Source organism: Leptospira dzoumogneensis (genome assembly GCF_004770895.1).
Lineage (GTDB): Bacteria > Spirochaetota > Leptospiria > Leptospirales > Leptospiraceae > Leptospira_B > Leptospira_B dzoumogneensis.
This window is the reverse complement of sequence record NZ_RQHS01000019.1, coordinates 193,094-214,549: the sequence shown is the minus strand read 5'-3', so window position 1 is coordinate 214,549 and position 21,456 is coordinate 193,094. Positions and strand designations below refer to the sequence as shown.

Annotated in this window: 21 protein-coding genes; 11 read left to right on the top strand and 10 right to left on the bottom strand. The window is 41.4% G+C overall.

Translation table 11 applies throughout. The features are described 5' to 3' along the window. Nucleotides 1-801, top strand: a complete 801-nt coding sequence (panB, locus tag EHR06_RS14560; RefSeq protein WP_135757668.1) for a 3-methyl-2-oxobutanoate hydroxymethyltransferase — start codon at nt 1-3, stop codon at nt 799-801. Nucleotides 802-904: 103 nt separating this feature from the next. Continuing rightward, a complete protein-coding gene (locus EHR06_RS14555) occupies nt 905-2,047 on the top strand; it encodes an N-acetylneuraminate synthase family protein (RefSeq protein WP_135757667.1) in 1,143 nt (380 codons plus the stop codon). A gap of 16 nt (nt 2,048-2,063) precedes the next feature. On the opposite strand, the gene EHR06_RS14550 is transcribed toward EHR06_RS14555, so the two are convergent. Continuing rightward, nucleotides 2,064-2,411, bottom strand: a complete 348-nt coding sequence (locus tag EHR06_RS14550) for an Hpt domain-containing protein (protein ID WP_135757666.1) — start codon at nt 2,409-2,411, stop codon at nt 2,064-2,066. 153 nt (nt 2,412-2,564) lie between these two features. Between EHR06_RS14550 and lpxA the strand changes: the two genes are divergently transcribed. Beyond that, a complete protein-coding gene (lpxA, locus tag EHR06_RS14545; protein WP_135757665.1) occupies nt 2,565-3,344 on the top strand; it encodes an acyl-ACP--UDP-N-acetylglucosamine O-acyltransferase in 780 nt (259 codons plus the stop codon). A gap of 40 nt (nt 3,345-3,384) precedes the next feature. Here the strand turns inward: lpxA and EHR06_RS14540 are convergent, their stop codons facing one another. After that, a complete protein-coding gene (locus EHR06_RS14540; RefSeq protein WP_135757664.1) occupies nt 3,385-4,149 on the bottom strand; it encodes a M15 family metallopeptidase in 765 nt (254 codons plus the stop codon). 214 nt (nt 4,150-4,363) lie between these two features. Here EHR06_RS14540 and EHR06_RS14535 point away from each other — a divergent pair, with 214 nt between their 5' ends. Then, nucleotides 4,364-4,702, top strand: coding sequence for a TIGR04452 family lipoprotein (locus EHR06_RS14535; protein ID WP_135627677.1), 339 nt, complete (start codon nt 4,364-4,366; stop codon nt 4,700-4,702). A gap of 66 nt (nt 4,703-4,768) precedes the next feature. Here the strand turns inward: EHR06_RS14535 and recG are convergent, their stop codons facing one another. From recG to EHR06_RS14510, 5 genes are all read right to left on the bottom strand, one after another. Continuing rightward, nucleotides 4,769-6,889 (bottom strand): ATP-dependent DNA helicase RecG, encoded by a 2,121-nt coding sequence (gene recG, locus EHR06_RS14530; RefSeq protein ID WP_135757663.1) that lies wholly within the window; start codon nt 6,887-6,889, stop codon nt 4,769-4,771. Then, entirely contained in the window at nt 6,870-7,265 is a 396-nt protein-coding gene (locus tag EHR06_RS14525) for a hypothetical protein (RefSeq protein ID WP_135757662.1), read from the bottom strand. Before EHR06_RS14525 ends, recG begins: the two co-directional genes overlap by 20 nt. Beyond that, on the bottom strand, nt 7,262-7,939 hold the full coding sequence (locus EHR06_RS14520; RefSeq protein WP_135757661.1) for a hypothetical protein: 678 nt from the start codon (nt 7,937-7,939) through the stop codon (nt 7,262-7,264). Before EHR06_RS14520 ends, EHR06_RS14525 begins: the two co-directional genes overlap by 4 nt. A gap of 2 nt (nt 7,940-7,941) precedes the next feature. Next, on the bottom strand, nt 7,942-8,940 hold the full coding sequence (locus EHR06_RS14515; protein ID WP_135757660.1) for a metallophosphoesterase family protein: 999 nt from the start codon (nt 8,938-8,940) through the stop codon (nt 7,942-7,944). Between the two features lie 93 nt (nt 8,941-9,033). Then, nucleotides 9,034-9,726 carry a hypothetical protein gene (locus EHR06_RS14510; RefSeq protein ID WP_135757659.1) on the bottom strand — a complete coding sequence of 231 codons (693 nt, stop codon included), beginning with the start codon at nt 9,724-9,726 and terminating at the stop codon, nt 9,034-9,036. 166 nt (nt 9,727-9,892) lie between these two features. On the opposite strand from EHR06_RS14510, the gene EHR06_RS14505 reads away from it, so the two are divergent. From EHR06_RS14505 to EHR06_RS14485, 5 genes are all read left to right on the top strand, one after another. Then, nucleotides 9,893-10,894, top strand: coding sequence for an NAD(P)H-dependent glycerol-3-phosphate dehydrogenase (locus tag EHR06_RS14505; protein ID WP_135757658.1), 1,002 nt, complete (start codon nt 9,893-9,895; stop codon nt 10,892-10,894). A 192-nt stretch (nt 10,895-11,086) separates the two neighbouring features. After that, nucleotides 11,087-13,570: a tetratricopeptide repeat protein gene (locus EHR06_RS14500; protein WP_244288612.1), complete on the top strand. Its 2,484-nt coding sequence runs from the start codon at nt 11,087-11,089 to the stop codon at nt 13,568-13,570. Between the two features lie 217 nt (nt 13,571-13,787). Continuing rightward, nucleotides 13,788-15,116: a hemolysin family protein gene (locus tag EHR06_RS14495; protein ID WP_135757656.1), complete on the top strand. Its 1,329-nt coding sequence runs from the start codon at nt 13,788-13,790 to the stop codon at nt 15,114-15,116. A gap of 36 nt (nt 15,117-15,152) precedes the next feature. After that, a complete protein-coding gene (locus tag EHR06_RS14490) occupies nt 15,153-15,692 on the top strand; it encodes a phosphopantothenoylcysteine decarboxylase (protein ID WP_100708104.1) in 540 nt (179 codons plus the stop codon). 11 nt (nt 15,693-15,703) lie between these two features. Beyond that, nucleotides 15,704-16,390, top strand: a complete 687-nt coding sequence (locus EHR06_RS14485; protein WP_135757655.1) for a phosphopantothenoylcysteine decarboxylase domain-containing protein — start codon at nt 15,704-15,706, stop codon at nt 16,388-16,390. 82 nt (nt 16,391-16,472) lie between these two features. Here EHR06_RS14485 and EHR06_RS14480 read toward each other — a convergent pair whose 3' ends face one another. From EHR06_RS14480 to EHR06_RS14470, 3 genes are read right to left on the bottom strand one after another with little or no spacing between them, the layout of a single operon-like run. Continuing rightward, the gene (locus EHR06_RS14480; RefSeq protein WP_135757654.1) at nt 16,473-16,844 is read right to left on the bottom strand and encodes an STAS domain-containing protein; all 372 of its coding nucleotides are present in this window, start codon (nt 16,842-16,844) and stop codon (nt 16,473-16,475) included. Between the two features lie 16 nt (nt 16,845-16,860). Then, a complete protein-coding gene (locus EHR06_RS14475; protein ID WP_135757653.1) occupies nt 16,861-17,190 on the bottom strand; it encodes a hypothetical protein in 330 nt (109 codons plus the stop codon). Between the two features lie 3 nt (nt 17,191-17,193). Beyond that, complete coding sequence (locus EHR06_RS14470; protein WP_135757652.1) at nt 17,194-18,483, bottom strand: homoserine dehydrogenase; 1,290 nt, start codon at nt 18,481-18,483, stop codon at nt 17,194-17,196. A 203-nt stretch (nt 18,484-18,686) separates the two neighbouring features. Here EHR06_RS14470 and EHR06_RS14465 point away from each other — a divergent pair, with 203 nt between their 5' ends. After that, on the top strand, nt 18,687-19,274 hold the full coding sequence (locus EHR06_RS14465; RefSeq protein WP_135757651.1) for an LIC_10572 family protein: 588 nt from the start codon (nt 18,687-18,689) through the stop codon (nt 19,272-19,274). 13 nt (nt 19,275-19,287) lie between these two features. Continuing rightward, nucleotides 19,288-21,444 carry a tetratricopeptide repeat protein gene (locus EHR06_RS14460; RefSeq protein WP_135757650.1) on the top strand — a complete coding sequence of 719 codons (2,157 nt, stop codon included), beginning with the start codon at nt 19,288-19,290 and terminating at the stop codon, nt 21,442-21,444. Nucleotides 21,445-21,456 lie beyond the last annotated feature (12 nt).

Sequence of the window (21,456 nt, the reverse complement as noted above, 5' to 3'; positions counted from 1 at the left end):
ATGAGAGATGTTAGCAAAGTATTTCCAAGAGGACCAAAACCCGTACAGAAAAAGATCACGGTATTGACCTGTTATGATTTTATGTTCGCAAGGATCTTGGAAGATTCTGGCGTAGATTGTATTCTTGTTGGGGACACTTTGGGTGTAGTCTATCAAGGTCAACCGACAACTTTACCTGTGACCTTGGATGAAATGATCTATCATGCAAAGGCAGTTAGGAGAGGTGCCCCGAACACATTCGTAGTTGTGGATCTTCCATTTCTAAGCTATCAGGTTTCTTTGGAAGAAGGGATCCGTTCTGCCGGAAAAGTAATGAAAGAAAGCGGATGCGACGCGGTAAAATTCGAAGGCGGTGGTCCTGAGATACTGGAGCTAATCTATAAATTAGAAAGGATAGGCATCCCTGTTATGGGACATATAGGTCTTACTCCTCAATCCGTGAACGTTTTCGGAGGACATAAAATCCAGGGAAAAGCGGAAGAGGATAAGGCTAGATTGATAAGCGAAGCAAAGGGGATCTCCGACGCCGGAGCCTTCTCCATTGTTTTCGAGCTGATCCCTTCCGCTCTTGCTAAAGAAATTTCCGAATCTGTCCCAATTCCTACGATCGGGATAGGAGCGGGAGCAGCGACCGACGGACAGGTGCTGGTAATTTACGATTTTCTCGGATTGAATAAGGGCTTTAAGCCTAAGTTCTTAAAAACTTTCCTGAATGGATACGACGATGTCTCCGGCGCAGTCAAAAACTATATTCAGGAAGTGAGAAACGGAAGTTTTCCCGGGTCGGAACATTCCCATTAAACTCTTTTCTCTGCGGATTTCTTGACGTTCCGTGTGTGAAGTAAAGGCTGGAGAGAGAATCAATCCCGATTGTAAAATCGAACAAAGATAGGACGGAAGATACGTGGACATAGTCGAACTGGAGAAGGGATATCCTGAAACCGAAGCAAAAATAAAGGCTTTGGCTTCCGAATGTGGGAACGCCACCGAGATCATTCGCGGAGCGGTCGTATCCGATACCATTCATTTTATCGGGGATACCCGTAAGATCTCCGACAAGGAAGGTTATGTAAAAGAACTTCCTGGTGTGACTAGAATTTGGAACGTATCATTGCCTTATAAAAATATCGCCCGCACTGCTGCCGGTAAAAACGGAGAAGTAGTCCATCGTGAAAACCGAATTGTAGAAGTTCATGGAAAAGACGGACTCGTCCGTAAGTTCGGGACTGGAAAACATATCTTCCTAGTTGGTCCGGATTCTCCTCAAACTTATGAGCAAACTGTTACTATCGCGAAACAAGCGGTAGAGATAGGTAAAAAATTCGGGATCTTAGATCGTATCATCTTCAGAGGCGGGGCATTTAAGCCTAGGACTCGTCCGACTGATTGGAGAGGAATGGGTTGGGACGGTATCAAATTACTCGATAGAGTAAAAGAAGAAACCGGACTTCCATATGTGACCGAAGTTATGGATCATACCATGGCGGAAGAAGTTTCCAAACATGCCGACATGATCCAGATCGGGACAAGAAACGCTCAAGACTTCGAACTTTTAGAAGCTGTAGGGCGCACCGGTAAACCTGTGATCTTAAAAAGAGGTTTCGGTAACGAAGCTATCGAGTGGTTCTCCGCTGCAGAATATATTGCTAATCAAGGAAATTTGAATATTGTTCTTTGTGAAAGAGGTGTTAAAACTCTTTTCATCAAGGAAGGATATTGCCGTAATACTCCGGATCTGAACGTGATCACTCATGCCAAGAACCAAACAATTCTTCCTGTGATCTTCGACCCAAGCCATGTTGCCGGTGACGATAAGATCGTGGTTTCTAATTTGCTTGCGTCTCTTCCGTTTAATCCGGATGGATCCATTACTGAAACCTTACATGAAGAAGAGTTCCGTAAAGAGCAAATGTGTGATGCGGCTCAGGCGCTTCTCATGTCTTTGTACGAAAAAACAGTAGAAGCTATTTTAACCTATGAGGAAAAGATCAAACCTATAACGGATAAGGTAGATTCTTATTTTTTGGAACGTAAGGGAAAAAAATAAGTCCGAGAGTTCGGACTTATTCCGGAAATTTGGGAGCTAATTCTTTTTTGGTTTGCTCCCAAAGGCTCGGAAGTTCCTGACAAAGAGCTAAACAAGCTTCTAAGTTTCCTTCCTTCAATTTCTGCTCCGCTTCCGTAACATTCTTCTGAACGCCTGCGAGCCCGAAATTTGCCGCGACACCTTTTGTCTGGTGTAATTCTGCTTGGAGTTCTACGCTTCTCTTTTCGTCAGTGAAACTTTTGATATTCTCTAAACGGCTATTCATGTTCTTACGTAAAGAACGTACCATTTCTTCCAGCCAAATAATATCATCTTCATCATCGCCTTGTTTTAGGGAATCTAGACGAGACCAATCCACTAGCATAGAATTCTCCTTCCCGAACCGCGTTTGGTAAATGGTTGCGGCTTCCAGAATTCGACGAAGCCCGGAACGCTTTACCGACCCCAATTATTTATAGCTTGAATAAAAAATCCACGTCGATTTTCGTATTATGGAAGATTTAAGAGGCGAAACTTAATGAAAATTCACCCAACAGCCATCGTCGATTCGAAAGCGGAGCTACACGAGTCCGTCGAAGTCGGTGCGTATACAATTATAGAAAAAGATGTGGTAATCGGCGAAGGAACCGTGATTGAAACCGGAGCCCGAATTTTCGCAGGCACTAAATTAGGTAAATTCAACAAGGTCCATCATGGAGCTGTGATCGGAGTAGGTCCTCAGGATCTAGGTTTCGATCCTAGCACTCCGAGCAAAACGATCATCGGAGATAATAATACTTTTAAGGAATATTCCAATATCCATAAGGGAACCAAGGTAGATTCTCCCACAATTATCGGAAATAGGAACTACGTGATGGGAAATGCTCACGTAGGTCACGATTGTATTTTAGGAGATGATAATATTCTAACCCACGGTCTTGTTTTGGCAGGACATGTAACGGTCGGTAATAAGGCATTCATTTCCGGTTTAGTGGCAGTTCACCAATTTTGTTTTGTAGGCGATTATGCAATGATAGCAGGTTGTTCTAAAGTGGTGCAGGATGTTCCTCCTTTTGCCACCGCTGACGGAAACCCTTGCACGATCATCGGTTTAAATACCGTAGGCTTGAAAAGGGGAGGATTTTCTCCTGAGACCAGAACTGCGATCAAGAATGCATACAAGACGATCTATCATTCCGGTATGAATTATAGAACTGCTTTGGATCAATTGGAGAAGGAATCGGGTCATCCTCCTGAAGTTCTGCAGATCATTAAGTTCTTCAGAAATAGTGATCGCGGAGTAATGAATCACAGATAATCGAAAGAAGCGTGTTGGAATTCCAACGCGCACTTTATGATCAATCTATCTTGGCACATTCAGGGTTGATAGAAGTAACATATTCCAGGGGAAGATCTCCTAAAAAGTCGGATCCCTGGAATTTTCCTTTAAAATTCAATTTCCCCTTTTTATAAGCATCCGCCCAAGCTCTTTGGAATTTATTAGAGAGAGGAGCATAAGACCAATGCCATTTCTCTTCGTTATAACCTTTTCCGGCTCTTTCTGATTTTGGAGAATAAGGCTGGCAGAATCCGAATCTGTGAGCATTCTTCTTCATCCAATTATAGAATATTTCGCCTCTTCCGCCTTTTTCAAAATAGGAGTTTTCCAAAGCATTTATATCAATGTCTGTTCCCCAATGGTGACGAGAAGTGCCTGGTGCGCTGGAAAATTCCAATATTAATGAAATGATCTGCGCCGGGGTTTTATCTTTTACAGGCTCTCTCATCTTCTTCTTTCCGGAATACTTATCTTCCCAGATTGATTTTTGGTCTGCAAAAGATCTATGAGCAGAGATCAAGAACGGCTCTTGTCTTTCTTGAGGATGGTCCTTTTTATATTCTTCTTTTAATTTTATAAATGCAGCCTTGGTTTCTTTTCTTAGGAAGAATTGTCTCGGATCTCCTGGATTTGTAAAAGATACGAGGGCTTTCTCCTTAGGGAAATCTCCGATCAGGTAAGAAGTTTCCGAGACACCTTGGTAGGTTTCGTCTGTTATTTGTGAAAATAAGGAGAAGGTTCCAAAAATCAGAACAAGTACTAAACATCGGAATAGGAACGGCATAATTCCATATTCTTCTTCGGCAGCTTGGGGAAAAGGGATTTTCTATTAGTCCTGATTTGTTTAAGACACAAATGCTACTACAGAAATTTCCGGGACTTTATGACAAACTCAGGCCTTGAAATCCGGAAATTTGTATTGCATTACTTCGGAAATTCGGTTGAAGTTAAGCTCTAATTGGAAATTTTTTGTAAAAAACAAATTGGGAGAACCCTGGATGAAAAAAATCATCACTCTTCTTCTGCCCCTGTTCCTAACGTTTAATTGTGTTTTATTTGATGCAATTGGTCTGTCTTATCCGGACACCGTAGATGGAAAGGAAGCAAAAAGTATCATTCTGACAAGTGCAGTTATTGGATCCGCAGTAGGCGGCTTCGAAGTTCTTTCTATTCTTGCTCCTCAATTAGCAAAAGTAGAAGAAGATAAATACTATAACAAAGCGGATGTTGACGATTGTGCGAACGAAGCGTTGATCATTAACTTGATCACTGTGGATTTAGGTGGTTTTACCTGCGACCTAAACCCTAGAGCAACGATCATTCCTTTTATCTATTGATCCGTTTCGCGGATTGATAATTTTCGGCCGACCGAATATTGTAGGTCGGCCGAAAACCTTTCCTTCTCAATTAGAAAATAATAAAGCGCCTTCCGAAAATCTAGAAACGATCTCTGATTTTTCCAGATCCCCCAAATTCCCGAACTGATTTACATCTTCTCTAGAGATCTCAATCCATTGACTATCTTCTCTTAAGTCGGCGATCTTAAAGTCCGGCAATCCACTTTGTCTTACGCCTAAAAGTTCTCCAGGGCCTCTCAATTTCAGGTCAGCTTCGGATAAGAAGAATCCATCATCGGAATCCACCAGGGCTTGGATGCGGTACCTTGCTTCTTCCGTAATTTTGGAATCTGAAATTAAGATACAAAAGCTTTCGTGTTTTCCCCGGCCTACTCGTCCCCTTAACTGGTGAAGTTGAGAGATCCCGAATCTATCGGAATGTTCAATCACCATCACGGAAGCATTCGGAACGTCTACACCTACTTCTATCACCGTGGTACTGACTAAGATCTGGATCTCATTTTGCTGGAACAATTTCATGATCCTGTCTTTTTCGGAGGTTTCCATTTTTCCATGGAGAAGCCCTACTTTAAATTCAGGAAAAACATCTTTCCTTAATGTTTCATATGCTTCTATACAGGACTTAAGATCCGATTTTTCCGATTCTTCGACCAATGGGTATACAATATAACATTGTCTTCCTTGGGAGACGTACTTTTGGATGGATTTATAAACTCCTGATCTTTTGCCTTCGGTAAACCATAATGTTTTGATCGGTATCCTGCCGGCAGGACGATTTTTTAAGGTCACTAATTCCAAATCACCGTACAGTGTAAGACAAAGTGTTCTTGGAATTGGAGTAGCGGTCATTGCTAGAATGTCCGGATTTTTTCCCTTGGATCTTAAGGTTTCTCTTTGTTCCACTCCGAACTTATGCTGTTCGTCTATGATCGCAAGTCCGAGATCTTTGAAGATCACATCTTCTTGGAAAACACTGTGAGTCCCTATGATAAATAAGGATTCTCCTGTTTTGATCCTGAATATTTTTTCCGCTCTGGTTTTTTTAGGTTCTTTTCCCACTAAAAGTTCTATTCGCAGAAATGGCATATTCCCCAAAAAGTTCATTACGGTTTGATAATGTTGTCTGGCTAAAATTTCGGTAGGAGCCACCATGCAGACTTGAACTTGATTGTCCGTGTATTTGAGTGCGGTGAGAAGTGCGACCAAGGTTTTTCCGGAACCGACATCTCCTTGTAATAGGATTGCGGCCGGAGTATCCGACTTGGTCCATTCTGAAATTTTTGCCAGGCTTTCCTTTTGGTCTGGAGTTAATTCGAAAGGTAAATTTTTGATCAGATCCTTTGCGGTTTTTGATTCTGGAAGAGGCCATAAAATCCTGGGAACTTTTGCTCTTTGAGAACGTTTGTATTCTATCAAAAGATTGAAATAATATAATTCTTCGTATTTGAATCTGGTTCTTGCTCTGCCTAATTGTTCGTCTTCTGTGGGAAAATGGATCTCGTTATAGGCTTGGGCACGGTCCATTAGATTTCTTTTTTTAACCACTTGGGCAGGCAGGATTTCCTGAATTCTACCTTCTAAAAGTTTTAATGCAAAGTGGATTAGTTTACGAAGTTCTCTTGAATTGAGATGTTCATCTCTCATTGCTTCCGTTGTAGGATAAAGTGGAATGATCCGACCCGTATGAATACTCTCCGGAAGATCATCTTCGGAAATTTCGGAATTTCCGCCGTAAGATAGAACTTCGTAGTCCGGATGCATGAGTTGGAAACCTCTGAAATATTCCAGCTTACCGGTTACAGCTACTAGAATTCCGGGCTGGAAGACCCTGCGGAAAAATTGGATACCTCTGAAGAAAACTAAACTGATCGGCTCGTTGTTTTTAGTTTTTGCGGAAACTACAAGTCTGGATTTTTTTCCGTGAGCCAGATAAGAATCGATTACTTCTAAAATTAAGGTAACCGATTCTCCCTGCTTGAGTAGAATGTTTTCAGTTAAGTTCCGATCTAAATATCTGCGTGGAAACCATCCTAAAAGATCTTGGATAGTTTTGATCCCTACGGATTCTAAAACTTCCTGTTTTTTAGGACCCACACCTTTTACGACTCCGATGGAGCTGGCTAAGGAAACGCTGGAATTTTTTTTATCAGAGACCGAGTTCTTCATCCTGGACTGGTTTCGGTTGAGGAGAATTTTGCACCATTTCCCCTGGAGCCGAACTTGAATCATCCAATCCTAGGTAACAGTAACGGCAACCATAAATCCGCGCTTGTCGTTTTGCTCCGGGAACTGCGGGTTCAAAAAGAACTGCGTATAAGTATTCATTCTTATCCAAGAACCGACCGCATACAGGACAAAGTCTGGGGCGGGGAATATTCGGATCCCAATTTCCACCGTACACTTTTCTTGGATTTCCATAGTCGTTGTCTTTAGGTCGTTTGGGATCTTTTTTATCTAGACGTTTTGTATCTACAGTATATAGAACATGGAAGAAGATCGCAGCGGCGGCCAAACATGCGGCTAAGGTCAGAAAGGTGATCATTGTTTTAAATAATCCTTTATTTTCTCCGTCATGGAACCGGGCAATTTAATTCCCTTCTCTGCCAATCTTCCCGCGTATTTATGAAAAGAATAAGTATGTTGAGAAGACTTAATGATCCCTTCAAAACATTCTTCTAATGACCCTGAAATTTTTTCCCAAAGAGGAAGATTATCTGAGATCATGTTTTCATATTTATGAAGAAGTCTGCGATTTACCCCTCTACAAATGGATCTATAAAAACAAAAACGGATGAGTAGGGCAGAATCAGCATTCTTATCTTTTATATCTTTTTCCAATTGGTTCAGGTTGATACAATCTACGATTTCCAGCTTATAAGCTTGGGAATTATGTTCGAAGGTAACCAGGTTTAGGAACATATGTTTGAACAGGGCGATTTTATAACAATTTTCGAGTCCACATTCTCCCATTCTACCTTCTTCACATCTGGTATACATCACAATGTCAGTGTCTGAATCCGATGTTGCTTGGCCGAAATTCAAAGAACCTAATATATCGAACGCTACCTCATCTCCTCCATAGTTGATGAGTTTATTAAATTTTTTGAAATCTTCTATTCTTTCCCTGGAGACTCCGGTTTCGTGAGATCTGAAAAATTTTTTCAGGCCTAAAAATTTTATAATATTGGAGTTTGAACTGAGTTTTGGAAGAGTCATAACTATCGGATAAAATCTTCCGCCGGAACTTCCGAGTCGCTGCTTGCATGGACAAGCTCTAACTTGTCTCCAGAACAATCGACTTCTAAAAGATGGCGAATTGAGTGATCCGATAGTCTATTCAGTTTTACATTTTTTACAAGATTGTTTTCTATTTCTATTTCGGAGAAGAAGCCTCCAGGTTGAAATCCAAAGACTGAATCAACCGGTCCAAAATTAGAAGGATTCAAAAACACTGTTTTTCCCTTTTTTATGATCCCTTGGTCTTCATGAACATGACCCGAGACAACTAAGGCAGGAGAATAATCGTCTAAATACCTTCTGATCCCTTGGGAACCTACATTTCCAAAACTTGGGATCTTATCTAAAAATCCGTACGCAGGATTATGGATCACAACTACGTCCGGATTTTCTTCTTTGAAGAAGTCTTCCGGTTCGCTGTAATTTTTTCCGTTACGATTATACTCGTGGAATTTTACCGCTAACTTTTCAGGGATACCCGAAGTGATCACAGGAGCTCCACCATAACCTGCAAATTTTAATCCTCCCATATCGAAGGTTTTTCTATGCAGATCTCTTTCGTATAACGCGGAATATTGAAGATCTATATCGTAATTTCCCGGTAATAACCAGACAGGTGCTTTCGCGTATTTTTGGATGATGATCTCGATGAGTTCGTATTTTTCCTTCATCGTTTTTGCAGCTTGGTGGAATAATCTTCTGTAATCCTGGGATTTTTCTACCACGTTAGGCTGGTACTTTTCCGGAAAACGTACAGCTCTTGTTGCATAATCGTAAGGATTGATCTCTTCTTTGATATCATCCATGATACGATACATGTCTTCTTGGAGTGTTACAAATTCGATGATACGTTCCGGGTTAAAAAAGGCTTTGTAGATGATGTCGCCGGAGAATAGGTACAAGTCGCATTCGGTTCCTATAAGGACTTCTTTCAATCCTCTGAGTCCGTCGTGGATATCGGTGAGGTAAATGATCCTCATTTGGACTTATCCTAATTTTATGTTAAACGACTTAAAGCCGTTTGACCCTTTCTATACTGATTCTTGAAAAACCCGTGATAATGTCCAATCTTTCTAATCCCTCCACAGCATGAGCATACTGTCTTCGTTCTCCGAAATCGGTTCTATTCTAAGATAGTCCGGACCGAAAAAATCCAATAACGGTTTTAAAATCGTATTGGAACGCACGAATAAAAATACATTTCCTTTTTCGGGGATTACTTTTTGGACTGAAACCGCCCCGGCTACTTCCGGAATTTCCGCTAAAAAATAATTCAGATCGACTCTGATCTCATTTCCCACTTCCGTAAGGGATAATATTTCCGGAATTTCTTCGACTATCTCTTCTAATATTAATTTTCTATGGAATTTAAAAACTTTGGAAAAGATCCGTATTGGATCTATGGACCTTGGGTTATGATCATAGAGCCTGAACGCTTCTATCCTAAACACCACTCTGTTTCCATCCACCTTCACAGGTCGTAAAGAGAGTTTGTATCTGATATGATTCGTTCTTAAAATTTTAGACCAGGCCAGTCCTTGGATGGAATAATGTCCGGAAAGGTATAAAACGCCCCGACCGGAATCCATCACTAGGGACTCCAGATCTTCCGTGCCCTCTACCACTTTTTTTTGCAGAACCTTATTCAAAGAATGAAGTAAAACGGCGATCCTGTAATTGCTCTTTAAGGCTTTTTCTTCAAAGGAATTTTTTCCCGTGAGAAAATCTAAAAGATTGAATCCAGAAAGTTTCCGCAAATCGAGCATGGAAGAACAAAATTAATCCTTCTGATTTGCTCGGTAAACTCATTTCTGTTTTATACCAAAATAAGAATGGAATGACCTTCCTTTTTCCCCGCTTTTTTTTCTTGCCGTTTAGGCTTTCCAGGTCAGGATCATCACTCCTTAGGGTTAGTTGGGGAAAGGGTATCTCATGCAAATCGGCGTTATCGGATCTGGAAGTTTCGGTTCTTCTTTAGGTGTGCTGCTGGCAGACAAAGGTTATGATGTTACCATTTGGGGAAGGAACTCCAACCTTATAAAAGAGATCAACGAGAACCACCGGAATGAAAAATATTTACCGGGCATAGATCTTCCTAAAAATTTAAAAGGAAGTACAAGTTTAGAAGAAGCGGTCCGAGATAAGGATATGATCGTTTCCGCTCCTCCTTCTCACGCAATCACGGATATTTTAAAAGAGATTAAATCTTTTTTGCCTGAAAAGGCTCCGATCGTTTCTGCAAGTAAAGGAATAGAGAACGGAAGTCTTAGACTAGTTTCTGAAATTTTTGAAGCGGAACTTCCCGGTAAATTTCACAGCAGATTATCTTATCTTTCCGGACCTAGTTTTGCAAAAGAGTTGGTTAAACGTGTACCCACGATAGTGAGTATCGCATCTAAGAATGAAGCTACTGCAAGAAAGGTACAGGAAATATTCAGTTTCACTTATTTTAGGACCTATTGGACCCCGGACGTGGTCGGAGTAGAAGTCGGCGGTTCCTTGAAGAATGTGATCGCGATTGCTGCGGGAGTTTCGGACGGATTAGGATTCGGACAGAATACTAGAGCCGCTTTGATCACCAGAGGACTAACCGAAATTTCCAGACTAGGAGTCAAATTGGGTGCGGACCCTCTTACATTCTTAGGACCTTCCGGAATGGGAGATTTGATCTTAACTTGCTGTGGAGATGCTTCCAGAAACAGGACCGTAGGTTTTAGATTGGGAAAAGGAGAAAGCCTGGATTCCATTTTAGGCGGCATGGTAGAAGTTGCAGAAGGGGTAAAAACTGCCAAAAGTGGATTCGAACTATCCCAGAAATTAGGTATCGAAATGGCCATTACCACCGAGGTGTATAAAATGCTTTACGAGCATAAGAATCCGAAGGAGGTTGTTAGAGATTTAATGGGCCGGGACTTAAAAAGAGAAGGTCTATAAACCGCTCTTAAATCGCGATCGATTCCCTTGCAAAATGCAATTTTAAATATTCGTAAAGTAGGCGTAATTAGCCTAATTTTCAAGTATATTCCATTTTTATTAATTTCGTTCTGTTCTTTTTGTACATCTCTCTCTGCTCAGACCCGTAATGACTACGGTTGGACAGGCTCTCCGGGTAATTTTTATCTTTTGATGGACGGCAAAAACGTACTGACTAAAGAAACCGATTTTAACTCATTTCCGGAAGGTCTGAATGCTGTCCAAAAATCGGAGTTTGCACTTTTAGCTGGGGAATATTTACTTCTTAATAAGGATTCCGGAAAATTCTCCAACCTGATCAATTCCATCCGAAAAGAAAAAGATCTAGGTTTCGCAGAAGCTCTTCTACTCTATTTCCAAGATATCTACTTTTCTAAAAAGACGAATGGGGAAAACTTCTTAAAAGCCTGGAATCCTCCTGCAGGAGATACATACCAAAAAGAATTGGTAGAATCTACGCGTAACGTTCTTCTTCATAAGAAGCCTGCGGATAAGATCAAATGTTCTCCTAAAAAACAATATTATTCACTTTGTAGAATGCTTCGCCTCGGAAGTTATATGGCGGATTTCAAACTTTCAGATCCGAACCATGATAGAGAATATACGAATCTCCAAAGAATACTTTCTCCTTTTCCCGGAGTTACCGATCCGGAAGAGAAGGAACTAAAACATATTCCTTTCTTATCCAATTTTCTTCCTAATATTGCCGATTATCTTTCAGAGCTGGGATTTGCCAGAGACGCGATCCAATTTTCTAAAATCGGGATCGTTTCTGAAAATTTAGGCGGAAGAATGTTATCTCATTCTTACGAAAAATTGGCTTATTACTATTTGGTAGATGGAGATCCGAATTCTGCCGAAAAAGTTTTAAAATATATTATAGAAAGACAAGGGGAGATGGCTCCCACTTATAAAAATTCATTGTATCTTAAGTTAGGAACTCTTGCTTATCTGCAAGGTGAGCCTGCAAGAGCGCTTGAATATTATCTGAATTTGGATTTTTTACATTGGTCCACTAAGATACTACATCCTTTCTTGGGCGAACCTATTCCGATCAACAGCGCTCGCGATCTAGTGTCAGTTGCAGTTTGGAAATCCAAAAATTCTCACAAGGCAGTGGACGCTTTACAGTCGGTCAGCACTCCTAAGAATCTTACGGAAGATGATCTATTTACTAAATTAAGAATTATCCAAATCCTTTCGGAAGACGAACCCGAGGTTGCCGCCAAACTTGCGATGGATCTGAGTTTCCTTGCTCAAAGTAAGGGATGGAGAAGAGTAGAATATTCCGCCACATTGCTTCACGGATTTTTACAGTTAAAAACGAATAATCTTAGAAAAGCGATCATAGAGTTCACTAAGGCCGGCGGTATCTTAAAAGAAGATCCTTCTTATAAGGAGGAATGGATCCGATTGAATGGATTATTCCTTTCTCATAAAGAATCTTCCAATTTAAGAGGAGTAAAAAGTTTCTTAGACCAGGCTCTTAAAATTTCCGCGTCCGGTCATACGGATGATAAAACTTTCGAGATCAAAAATTATCTACCTCCCTCATTTGGAAGCAAAAGTTTAGAAAATTCTGCCATTGATTTTTATACCAGACATGGTTATACGAACGATCTGCTTTCTTTTATGATCCACTATGAGGAAAATTCCGAACTTCAGGAAGAGGATTCTCCTCCTGATCTTGCGATCCTTAAAACTCATAATAGAATTTCCAGATATAAAGGATTTTATCCGCCGGGTAGAGAGCCTTGGAAATCCGCTTGGTCCGAAATGAGAACCAAGGAGTCCGCACGTATTAGAGAAGAATCGGATCCTCTTAAAAATGCAAATTTCAAAAAGTTAACTCATCCACTCATCGCAGTTTTTGTGAAAGATAAAAGAGTATTTCTTTTCCACAAAGACGGAGATTCTTCCGAGCTGGAAGCGAGAGAACTGAATACTGACAATCCTACCAGTTATACTGCTCAGTCTGCTTTTAGAAGTACGATGGAATCTTTTTCCAAGAAGGATAAAATCCAGATCTATCTGAATTCTCCCGGAGTGGAAGCGGCAGAATATCTGAGAAAAGAATTCCCTGATTCTGAAATTAAGTTATTCCTTCGTTTTGATAAAAGAGACGAGTCAGATTCCGCTAAAAAGGTATTCGGTCCTGCCTGTGAAAGTCTTTTCCCTAAAAATCTTCCGGAAGGGGACGGTCATTTGGGATGGCAGTCCTATCCATTACAATATTATGATGGATCTAAACTTCTCCAAGGAAAGTCCGCTTTGCTTATTTGGAATATGAAGGTGACTTCTAAGTCTCCTAACGGTCTTCGGGATTATGAATGGTCCTGCGGGTCCGATTCTATTTCTTTCAGAAAGGCGAAACGTAGATTAGATTTTAGGAATTTGCCGGATAGGATCGCATTCACAAAGGATTCACTCAGCGGTTCAGGCTGGGGAGATAAATCCGAGGACTTCCTGGACTGGGCAAGATTCTGGTTATCCGTAGGAACTTCTCGCCTTTACTTTGTTAAATACTGGAATCCTGAGTCGGAATCCGACATAAATTTATTAGAGAGACTCGCAAACGAAAATGGGGACCCGAATCTGAATTCCAGAGTCTTAAAAATGGTCCGAAACGCAGAATAGCCCTCTTAAACCTAGCTCGGTAAAAGGGGAAAATTTCATTTTTTCGTCTCCAAAACACTCGACAATGCACCGTTTTTCAGGGATGGTATCACAGATAGATGGACCCCGATAGTAGAAGCCGGATTTTTCCGGACCAAAGCCATATTTTTCCCACCTTGTTTTATTCTTTCGATCTAGCAATCCGCCTAAATCTGACATTCGGAAGATCTTGTCGTTAATGGACGTGATTGGATTTTTTGTAATACTTCTTCTTATATTCGCCAACGGATTTTTCGTGTCTGCGGAATTTGCCTTGGTCTCGATCCGGCCTTCTCGTTTGGAAGAAATGATCCGAGACGGAATACCTATGGCCGCCCTTACCAGAAAAGCGGCCAGTATGTTAAACGATATGCTTTCCGTCTGTCAGGTGGGGATCACGATTGCGAGCTTACTTTTAGGCTGGGTGGGCGAAGGTTATCTCTCCAGTTGGATCGAGCCTATTTTCCATTACGCAGGTTATCCTGATTCCGATCTGACGGTTCATGGAGTTGCAGTTGCGATCTCGTTTGCATTGATCACATTTTTGCATATTCTTCTGGGAGAACTTCTTCCAAAGACGGTTGCGATCCAAAAGACGGAGACTCTTGCCTTGGTGACAAGCGCTCCTATATTCTTCTTTTATTATCTGTTTTTCCCTATTACGTTTTTCTTAAATGGAATGACTTCCTTTCTTCTGAGAATGATAGGGTTTAAGGAAGATTCTCATCGTATCATACATTCTCCGGAAGAATTGATGATACTGATCCAAGAGCAGAATAAACAGGGAAATATAGACCAGGAAGAATTCCAGATCATCCAAAATACTTTCCAGTTCTCCGAACATTTGGCTAAGGATGTGATGACCCATCGTTTGAGTATTGTAGGAATTCCTGCGGACAGTCAAATGGATGGAGTTCTCTCTATCATTGCGGAACATCATTTTTCCAGATATCCTGTGTATGAAGGAACCACTGATAATATAGTAGGTATCATTCACGTTCAGGCTTTTCTTGCCTGGCTTTCCGAATCTAAACGGAATAAAAAAGCAAAAGTCACCACGATCATGCAGCCTCCTATCGTGGTTCCGGAAGGTATGTCTATAGAGAAGGTGCTTCAAAAATTACGGGTCGCAAAACAACATATGGCGATCGTGATCGACGAGTACGGCGGTGTTTCCGGACTACTTACCATGGAAGATATAGTGGAAGAAGTTTTCGGTGAGATCAGAGACGAGACCGACGATCATGAAATAGATGCTGTTCCATCACATTCTCCTGATGCATTCGATATAGATGGAGAGACCGAACTCGACGAGCTGAAAGAGATCCTAACAGGCATCGAAGAAGAAGAGCTGAATGATATCCGAACTATCGCAGGTTTTATTTTAGAGAAGTTAGAAGATATGCCTAAGGAAGGGACCGTAGTTGCTATCCCCGAAGGTAAGCTTACTGTGGAAAAAATGGATGGGAATAAGATCATGACAGTTCGTTTTACTAGACTTTCCGCTCCTTCTTCCTTTGCGATTTAAGTTGTAAATCTAATCGATCGGTTTTGGATCTGTACTATGGACAAAAAGGATATTCTGATCGCAGTCAGCGGAAGTATCGCAGCTTTTAGGGCCTGCGAATTGGTGCGTAATCTTACCAAAGAAGGTTATCCTGTTTCCGTGATCATGACCCAGAATGCCACCAAGTTTATAGGTCCGATCACATTCGAGGCCCTCACAGGAAAAAAAGTCCAGGTGGACGAATATGAGCAGGGAATGGCTCATATTGACGCGAGAAATCGTGCTGCGGTAATTGCAGTGGTCCCTGCTACCGCAAATATTATCGCAAAAATGGCGAACGGAATTGCGGACGATCTTGTAACTTCTACTTATCTTGCAGCGAAATGTCCAGTGTTGGTTGCTCCTGCTATGAATCCGAATATGTTCACTCATCCTGCCACACAAAGAAATTTGGCACGTTTGAAGGAAGACGGAGTGATCATCTTAGATCCTCAGGAAGGAGTTGTGGTCTGCGGTGACGAAGGTTACGGCAAACTTGCCGATGTTCCCGTCATGCAAAAAAAGATCCTGGAATTGTATCTGAAAACTTCTAAATAAGATGTTCGATCTTGGCTAAATATTCAAAAATTATAATAAGTTCGGGGCCTACTAGGGAGTGGATCGATCCCGTGCGTTTTATTTCTAATGCTTCTTCCGGAAAAATGGGATATTGTTTAGCTCAGGAAGCGGTTCATTTGGTGAAAGAAGTCGTTTATATCCGCGGATTGACCGAACCGAAATATTCCGAACCTAAAGGTGCAAGAGTTGTAAAGGTAGAAACTACTCTTGAAATGAAAGATGCGGTTCTGAATGAAATGACTTCTTCTTCCATTCTTATTATGGCTGCTGCTCCTGCCGACTTTCGTCCTAAAAATGCGAACGAATCCAAGATCAAAAAAGAAGAAGGCAGCGATACCTTAGTTCTGGAGCTGATCAAAAATCCGGACATACTTGTTTCGGTCCATGAAAAGGTCCAGGCACAAGATCTGAAGAATGTACTAAGGATCGGTTTTTCCGCAGAAACGGACCTTCTCGACCAAAACGCTCTAGGCAAACTTAAGAGGAAAAACCTGGACTTTATCGTAGGAAATTACGTGGGTAAAGACTCCAAGGGTTTTGGAGATCTGGATACAAGTGTGATTATTTACGGAAAAGAAGGTTCTAAAAAGGAAATCGGTCCCGCTTCAAAGGAGACCATTGCTAAAGGTATTTTAGAATATTTGGATATTCTTTCTAAACAAGAAAGTATTAGATAAAAGCCTGTCCCCAAAGGTCCAAGGCTTTCAAGCCCGTGACTTGGTATTGACCGAAAGCCTATATTTGGGACGGACTATAAGATTATTTAAAGACCGCTTTGGCCTCGTCCAGAGTATGATAGATCGCCACTTTTTTAGGTAATTCCATCAATCGGATCACATTTTCTAAGAAGTGATTCAATCCTCCTATCACGATCTTTCCGTTATGCTGGTCTACGGTTTTGATCAATGTAAGAAGAGTCGCAACCCCGACACTATTGATATATTCCAAAGAAGAAAGGTCTAAGATGATCTCGTAGATCCCTTCGTCGAAAACGAAATTGATCTTTCTGGAAATTTCGAAAGCGTTCGTATTCGTCACTTTTCCATTCATGATGACGACTAGAACTTCTTTGTCTCCGACGGAGTCTCTTTTAGTTTCTATGTAAAGGCCTTCGAATTCCGTTTTTGCCATTTTGTCCCGATCCGCGTTAAAGCATCATTGTTCCGTCTTTGATGGCGGCTGTCAATTCCGTCCATCCGGAGACTTCTTCCGGTTTGGAATCCGTTTTGGCGGATCCACGGTAAAGTATCCTAAGTCGTCCTTTCTCTTCGATTTCGCCTTCTAAGTCCAGATAGATCCTTCTGTGATCATTCTTTCTTTGAAAAGTTATTTTCGATCCACTTTGGAGCAATTCCCAATAAGAAGCGACTGTTCCGAAGGTGATTAGACGAGAATTTCCGTCAATATCCAAAAATAAATCCAAATGTGACTCCCCGAATCCTTCGTGTAAGGATAATGTGCAGGGAAATTCGCTCATAATTTACAATTTGTCTTCCAAGCGGATCGCAACCGAGGGTTCTAATACCACTTCGGAAGCGTCTATCCTTCCTAAAGACGCAGAAATCGAAGCTTCCACACATGGATGTGTGACCACTACTACTTCTGCAGGTTCCTTTTCAGATTCGTTTTGGCGAACAGAAGAAATAGATACTCCGTTTGTTCCCAAATCTTTTGCAATTTCCGCTAAAACCCCGGGTTGGTCCAAGGTATTAAATCTAAGATAATATCTGGCTTCTGTTTGGTTCGCTTCCGATATGGAGGCTTTCGGAAATCTGTTCTTTTCCATCGGAAGATTTTTGCCCCGTCTTGAGCTGTAATAGATCAGATCCGAAACAACTGCAGAAGCCGTTGGTAATGCGCCTGCACCTTTTCCAACGATCAAACCCGGGCCTGCAAATGCGGTCTTGTAATACACTGCATTTGTCTCATTCATCACACTTGCGAACGCATGATGTTTTGGGATCATTACGGGCTGGACCCTGGCTTCTACCTTGCCGTCCAATTTTCTTACAAGACCGAGTAACTTGATCCTATAACCGAGGTCAGATGCGAATGCGATATCGAGTCGCGTAATCTTTGTTATACCCTCGACCACTATGTTTTGTAAAGGGATCTTTTCTCCGAAGGCTAAAGATCCTAGAATACTGATCTTATGAGCTGTATCAATTCCCTCTACGTCGAAGCTTGGATCGGCTTCTGCAAATCCCTTTTCTTGAGCGAGCTTTAGAGCTTCTTTATAATCTAAACCTTCCGTTTCCATTTTGGAAAGAATGAAGTTAGTTGTTCCGTTTAAGATCCCATAAAGCCCGAGGATTTTATCTCCTGCCAAACAATTCCGTATGGCTCGGATGATCGGAATAGAACCTCCTACGGAAGCTTCGAATCCGATCTCGGTCTGGTTCTCTTCTGCAGTTCTATAAATGATCTCTCCTTTTTCGGAAAGAAGTGCCTTGTTCGCTGTGATTACAGTCTGTTTGGATCTTAAGGCAGCTAATACGATCTCTTCCGAGATTGTTGTGCCTCCCACAAGTTCGATGATCGTATCGATTTCGGGGTTTCCCACCACTTGTTTGTAATCGTCTGTTATTTTTACTTTAGAAAATAATTTCGAAATAGGGGCGATTTTAGAGGGAGTTCGGGTACAAATTGTATGTATGTTTAGGGAGATACCGTATTCTTTTTCGAATCTTGCGGATTCTTCCGAAAGAATTTTAAGAACTCCTGAGCCGACTGTGCCTGCGCCAATTAATCCGATTCGAATCGTCTGCATTCTGGGACAATCCTTTCGGCTATACTCGAAACATTCGACCTTTTTTAAGTATGTGCAGGGGCTTTCCTTTCGGCCTGGCGGTTTTTTCTTTACTAAATGAGCTAGTCTTGGTAGAGATTCTTTTACGGACGATTTTAAAATTCGTTTAGGACCTTTTAGAATAAACAGGTCCAAATCCATCGACTGAAAGGATAATCCACTTTATGGCGAACCGTCGTAAGCCTCCCCGCAAAACCTCCGGGAATAAAAAACAAGAATCTTCCCACAAACATCCAGGCGGAGGAAACCGCGGACACCAGCAGAAAAAAAGACCGGAACATGGTCGTCAAACTCGCCACCAACAACATACTGTAGCTACTAAAATTTCAGAAACGATGAAAGAACTTCCAATGAAAGCTCCTCATCAGTCCGGAGGAAGTTCAGGAACTCTTGTAAAAGTGATTGGATTTCTTGCGGTCGCATTGATCGTGTTTTTCGGATATTTTATCGTTCAGGAATATTTGGATAAGACCCCGGTTTATGGAAAACATGGATGGGACGAAGAAGCCGGATCTCCTGTAGCTTGGGAAGATGCAGTTCGTTACTGTTCTTCCAGAAGAAAGAGACTTCCGGATAAGGAAGAGCTTAAGACATTCTCCAAAAGAGCTGATAAAAAGATCAAAACCATCGGATTGTTTTGGTCTACAAGTGCAGCAGGAGATAAAGGGGATTATATGACCGTAAACTTAGGCAGCGGAGATTTTTCCCCAAGTTCCAGCACGAACAAATTCGCAGTCATTTGTGTGAAATGATGCTCTGACCATCATGGCTGTTTTAACTTTTTCCAGCGTCAGTTATCTCACCGGATTTATTCTTTCCGGGCTCTGCGCTTTTTTTCTATTAATTAGAAAGGAAAAGTACGAAACAACCTTACATTTAGGCTGGGTATTCTTATATTGCGCGTTACTCGAGCTTTCTTTTTTGCTCGGGACTTCTTTTTTTCATCCTCTTTCCTTTTTACATAGATGGGTTTCGCTTCCTTCTGCGTTTTTACTATGCGCCCATCTTTGTTTGTATTTTTTTCTGCTGAATTCTCAGACTTCCGAAAAGACGGGAAGGATCTTATTAGGCGCCGGATACTTTCTGGCCCTAAGCATTTTGGTACTGCATATAATAGGAACGATATTTGCCAAACCTGTTTATGATTTCGGTGGAGGAGTCTACGACGTAATCCATAGGGCCGACGAAAGAGTGATCTTTTGGTTCGGGGTGCTTTATGTTTCTGTAATATTACTTTTTGGGGTTTGGAGAGGTTTCCAGGCGCATAGATCCGACATTCAGCTAATGGCGCTTTCTCTTTGGGTGCCTTTTTTACTTTTGCTTGGGACTACGATCCTTTTCCACCTGAAAGAGATCGCTTATCCTATAGACAGAGCGATCGGACTTTCTTTTTGGAATCCAATTTTTCTGACTGCATTATTTCTTGCTTGGCTCATTCATTTAAGAGCCTCCGGAGAAGCTTTCAGTCTTAGGTCTCCTATTTTACTCGGCATCATATTATTAATATTATTCGTGTTCCAGGGAAGCAGTTGGCTCTTTTTACAACCCGGGTTGGAGTCTTTCAACGAAACGGTTAAGGAAAGGTTGAAGGCTCAGGATCTTTCTCCTGATTCTTATTCACTTTCCGTGCAGGACAATGACGGATTTGTTCTGACTGCCTCCGGAGGATTGGAGACTTCTTTTTTTGCGGAACCTAAAAGAGATCTGATACTTTCTTTTATTTGGAACAATCCTTCCGCTTTAAATAAGGAATTTCCTTCTTACGCAAAGGTTGCGGAGTCTCTAAAAGGTTCGGAGAAATATTCCGAAAATCTAATAGGTTTTTCTAAAGGATTGGAGAAGATCCGTAAAAAGGTCCGAAATCTTCCTCCTAAAGATCTGCGGGAAGGTATTTTAGAGCAGATCTCTCCGGATGTTAAGGACGAAAAACTTTCCTTATTCTTAAAGATACTTTCCGGATCCGTTAAAAATTCTTCGGCAGAAGGGGAGTCATTACGCAGTTTTACATTGGACCAAATGAGAGAACTTATCCCGGAAGGAGAACCTCATTTTAGAAGGATCCCAGGACTTGCGATGGGAGAATATTATTATTCCGTAATCCAAAAATCTCCGGGCAAAACTCAAATGAAAGAGATCGGAATTCCGTATCAGGAATTTTTGGCATTTGAGACAGGGCTCTTGAAAAAACCTGTGCTTGCGTTTTTAGTTTGTATTCTTCTTTTTTCTATTGCGATCAATTCGTTTTTCTCCTTCTTCGTGATCCATCCTTTGGATAGATTATACTCCGCATTGGAACTTGCTACCGAGGGAGATCTACAAAGAGAATTACATCCGGAAGCTTGGGATGAGATCGGAAGTTTAGCGGATCAATTTAATAGAATGATCCAGTCCGTCAGAACGGAAGAAGGTTCCGAATATTCTTCTTTTAACCGGAATGAAGCTCCATCGGGACCGGGTGGAGGAATTTCTTCTTGGAAAGAAATTTCAGATAGGATCAAAAAGACTAGTTCAGTTTCGGAATTGAAAAAATTCCTTTCTGACCTACAAGGAAGCCGGGACCCACATCCAGTTCGTTCTAAGTTGATCTTAAAACTTGGATTGAAGATCAAGGATTATCAAACCGCTTATATGGCAGCGCAAGAATTAAGAGAGATGGGGATCGTAAAAGATCCTGAAATGCTTTTTATACTCTCTTATTGTGCTAAAAAAATGGGAGATATCCAAGAAGCAATTCGTTTGTCGGAAGAGCTAAGATCTATCTCCGAAGGTCATTCCCAGAACAATCTGCATCTTGCGGATATGTATTATCATACAAATCGTTTGGATGAGGCCAGGGACCTTGCGATCCAAATTCGTAAAGAGCAGGGACCTTCTGCGGCAGTTACGAAACTTTTGAATGCGATAGAAAAAAAAGGCGCCTGAGATATACTGGGC

Coding starts and splice junctions, on each gene's coding strand:
- panB (WP_135757668.1), top strand. CDS start 1: ATGAGAGATGTTAGCAAAGTATTTCCAAGAGGACCAAAACCCGTACAG.
- EHR06_RS14550 (WP_135757666.1), bottom strand. CDS start 2,411: ATGCTAGTGGATTGGTCTCGTCTAGATTCCCTAAAACAAGGCGATGAT.
- lpxA (WP_135757665.1), top strand. CDS start 2,565: ATGAAAATTCACCCAACAGCCATCGTCGATTCGAAAGCGGAGCTACAC.
- EHR06_RS14540 (WP_135757664.1), bottom strand. CDS start 4,149: ATGCCGTTCCTATTCCGATGTTTAGTACTTGTTCTGATTTTTGGAACC.
- EHR06_RS14535 (WP_135627677.1), top strand. CDS start 4,364: ATGAAAAAAATCATCACTCTTCTTCTGCCCCTGTTCCTAACGTTTAAT.
- recG (WP_135757663.1), bottom strand. CDS start 6,889: ATGAAGAACTCGGTCTCTGATAAAAAAAATTCCAGCGTTTCCTTAGCC.
- EHR06_RS14525 (WP_135757662.1), bottom strand. CDS start 7,265: ATGATCACCTTTCTGACCTTAGCCGCATGTTTGGCCGCCGCTGCGATC.
- EHR06_RS14520 (WP_135757661.1), bottom strand. CDS start 7,939: ATGACTCTTCCAAAACTCAGTTCAAACTCCAATATTATAAAATTTTTA.
- EHR06_RS14515 (WP_135757660.1), bottom strand. CDS start 8,940: ATGAGGATCATTTACCTCACCGATATCCACGACGGACTCAGAGGATTG.
- EHR06_RS14510 (WP_135757659.1), bottom strand. CDS start 9,726: ATGCTCGATTTGCGGAAACTTTCTGGATTCAATCTTTTAGATTTTCTC.
- EHR06_RS14505 (WP_135757658.1), top strand. CDS start 9,893: ATGCAAATCGGCGTTATCGGATCTGGAAGTTTCGGTTCTTCTTTAGGT.
- EHR06_RS14500 (WP_244288612.1), top strand. CDS start 11,087: ATGGACGGCAAAAACGTACTGACTAAAGAAACCGATTTTAACTCATTT.
- EHR06_RS14495 (WP_135757656.1), top strand. CDS start 13,788: ATGGACGTGATTGGATTTTTTGTAATACTTCTTCTTATATTCGCCAAC.
- EHR06_RS14490 (WP_100708104.1), top strand. CDS start 15,153: ATGGACAAAAAGGATATTCTGATCGCAGTCAGCGGAAGTATCGCAGCT.
- EHR06_RS14480 (WP_135757654.1), bottom strand. CDS start 16,844: ATGGCAAAAACGGAATTCGAAGGCCTTTACATAGAAACTAAAAGAGAC.
- EHR06_RS14475 (WP_135757653.1), bottom strand. CDS start 17,190: ATGAGCGAATTTCCCTGCACATTATCCTTACACGAAGGATTCGGGGAG.
- EHR06_RS14470 (WP_135757652.1), bottom strand. CDS start 18,483: ATGCAGACGATTCGAATCGGATTAATTGGCGCAGGCACAGTCGGCTCA.
- EHR06_RS14465 (WP_135757651.1), top strand. CDS start 18,687: ATGGCGAACCGTCGTAAGCCTCCCCGCAAAACCTCCGGGAATAAAAAA.
- EHR06_RS14460 (WP_135757650.1), top strand. CDS start 19,288: ATGGCTGTTTTAACTTTTTCCAGCGTCAGTTATCTCACCGGATTTATT.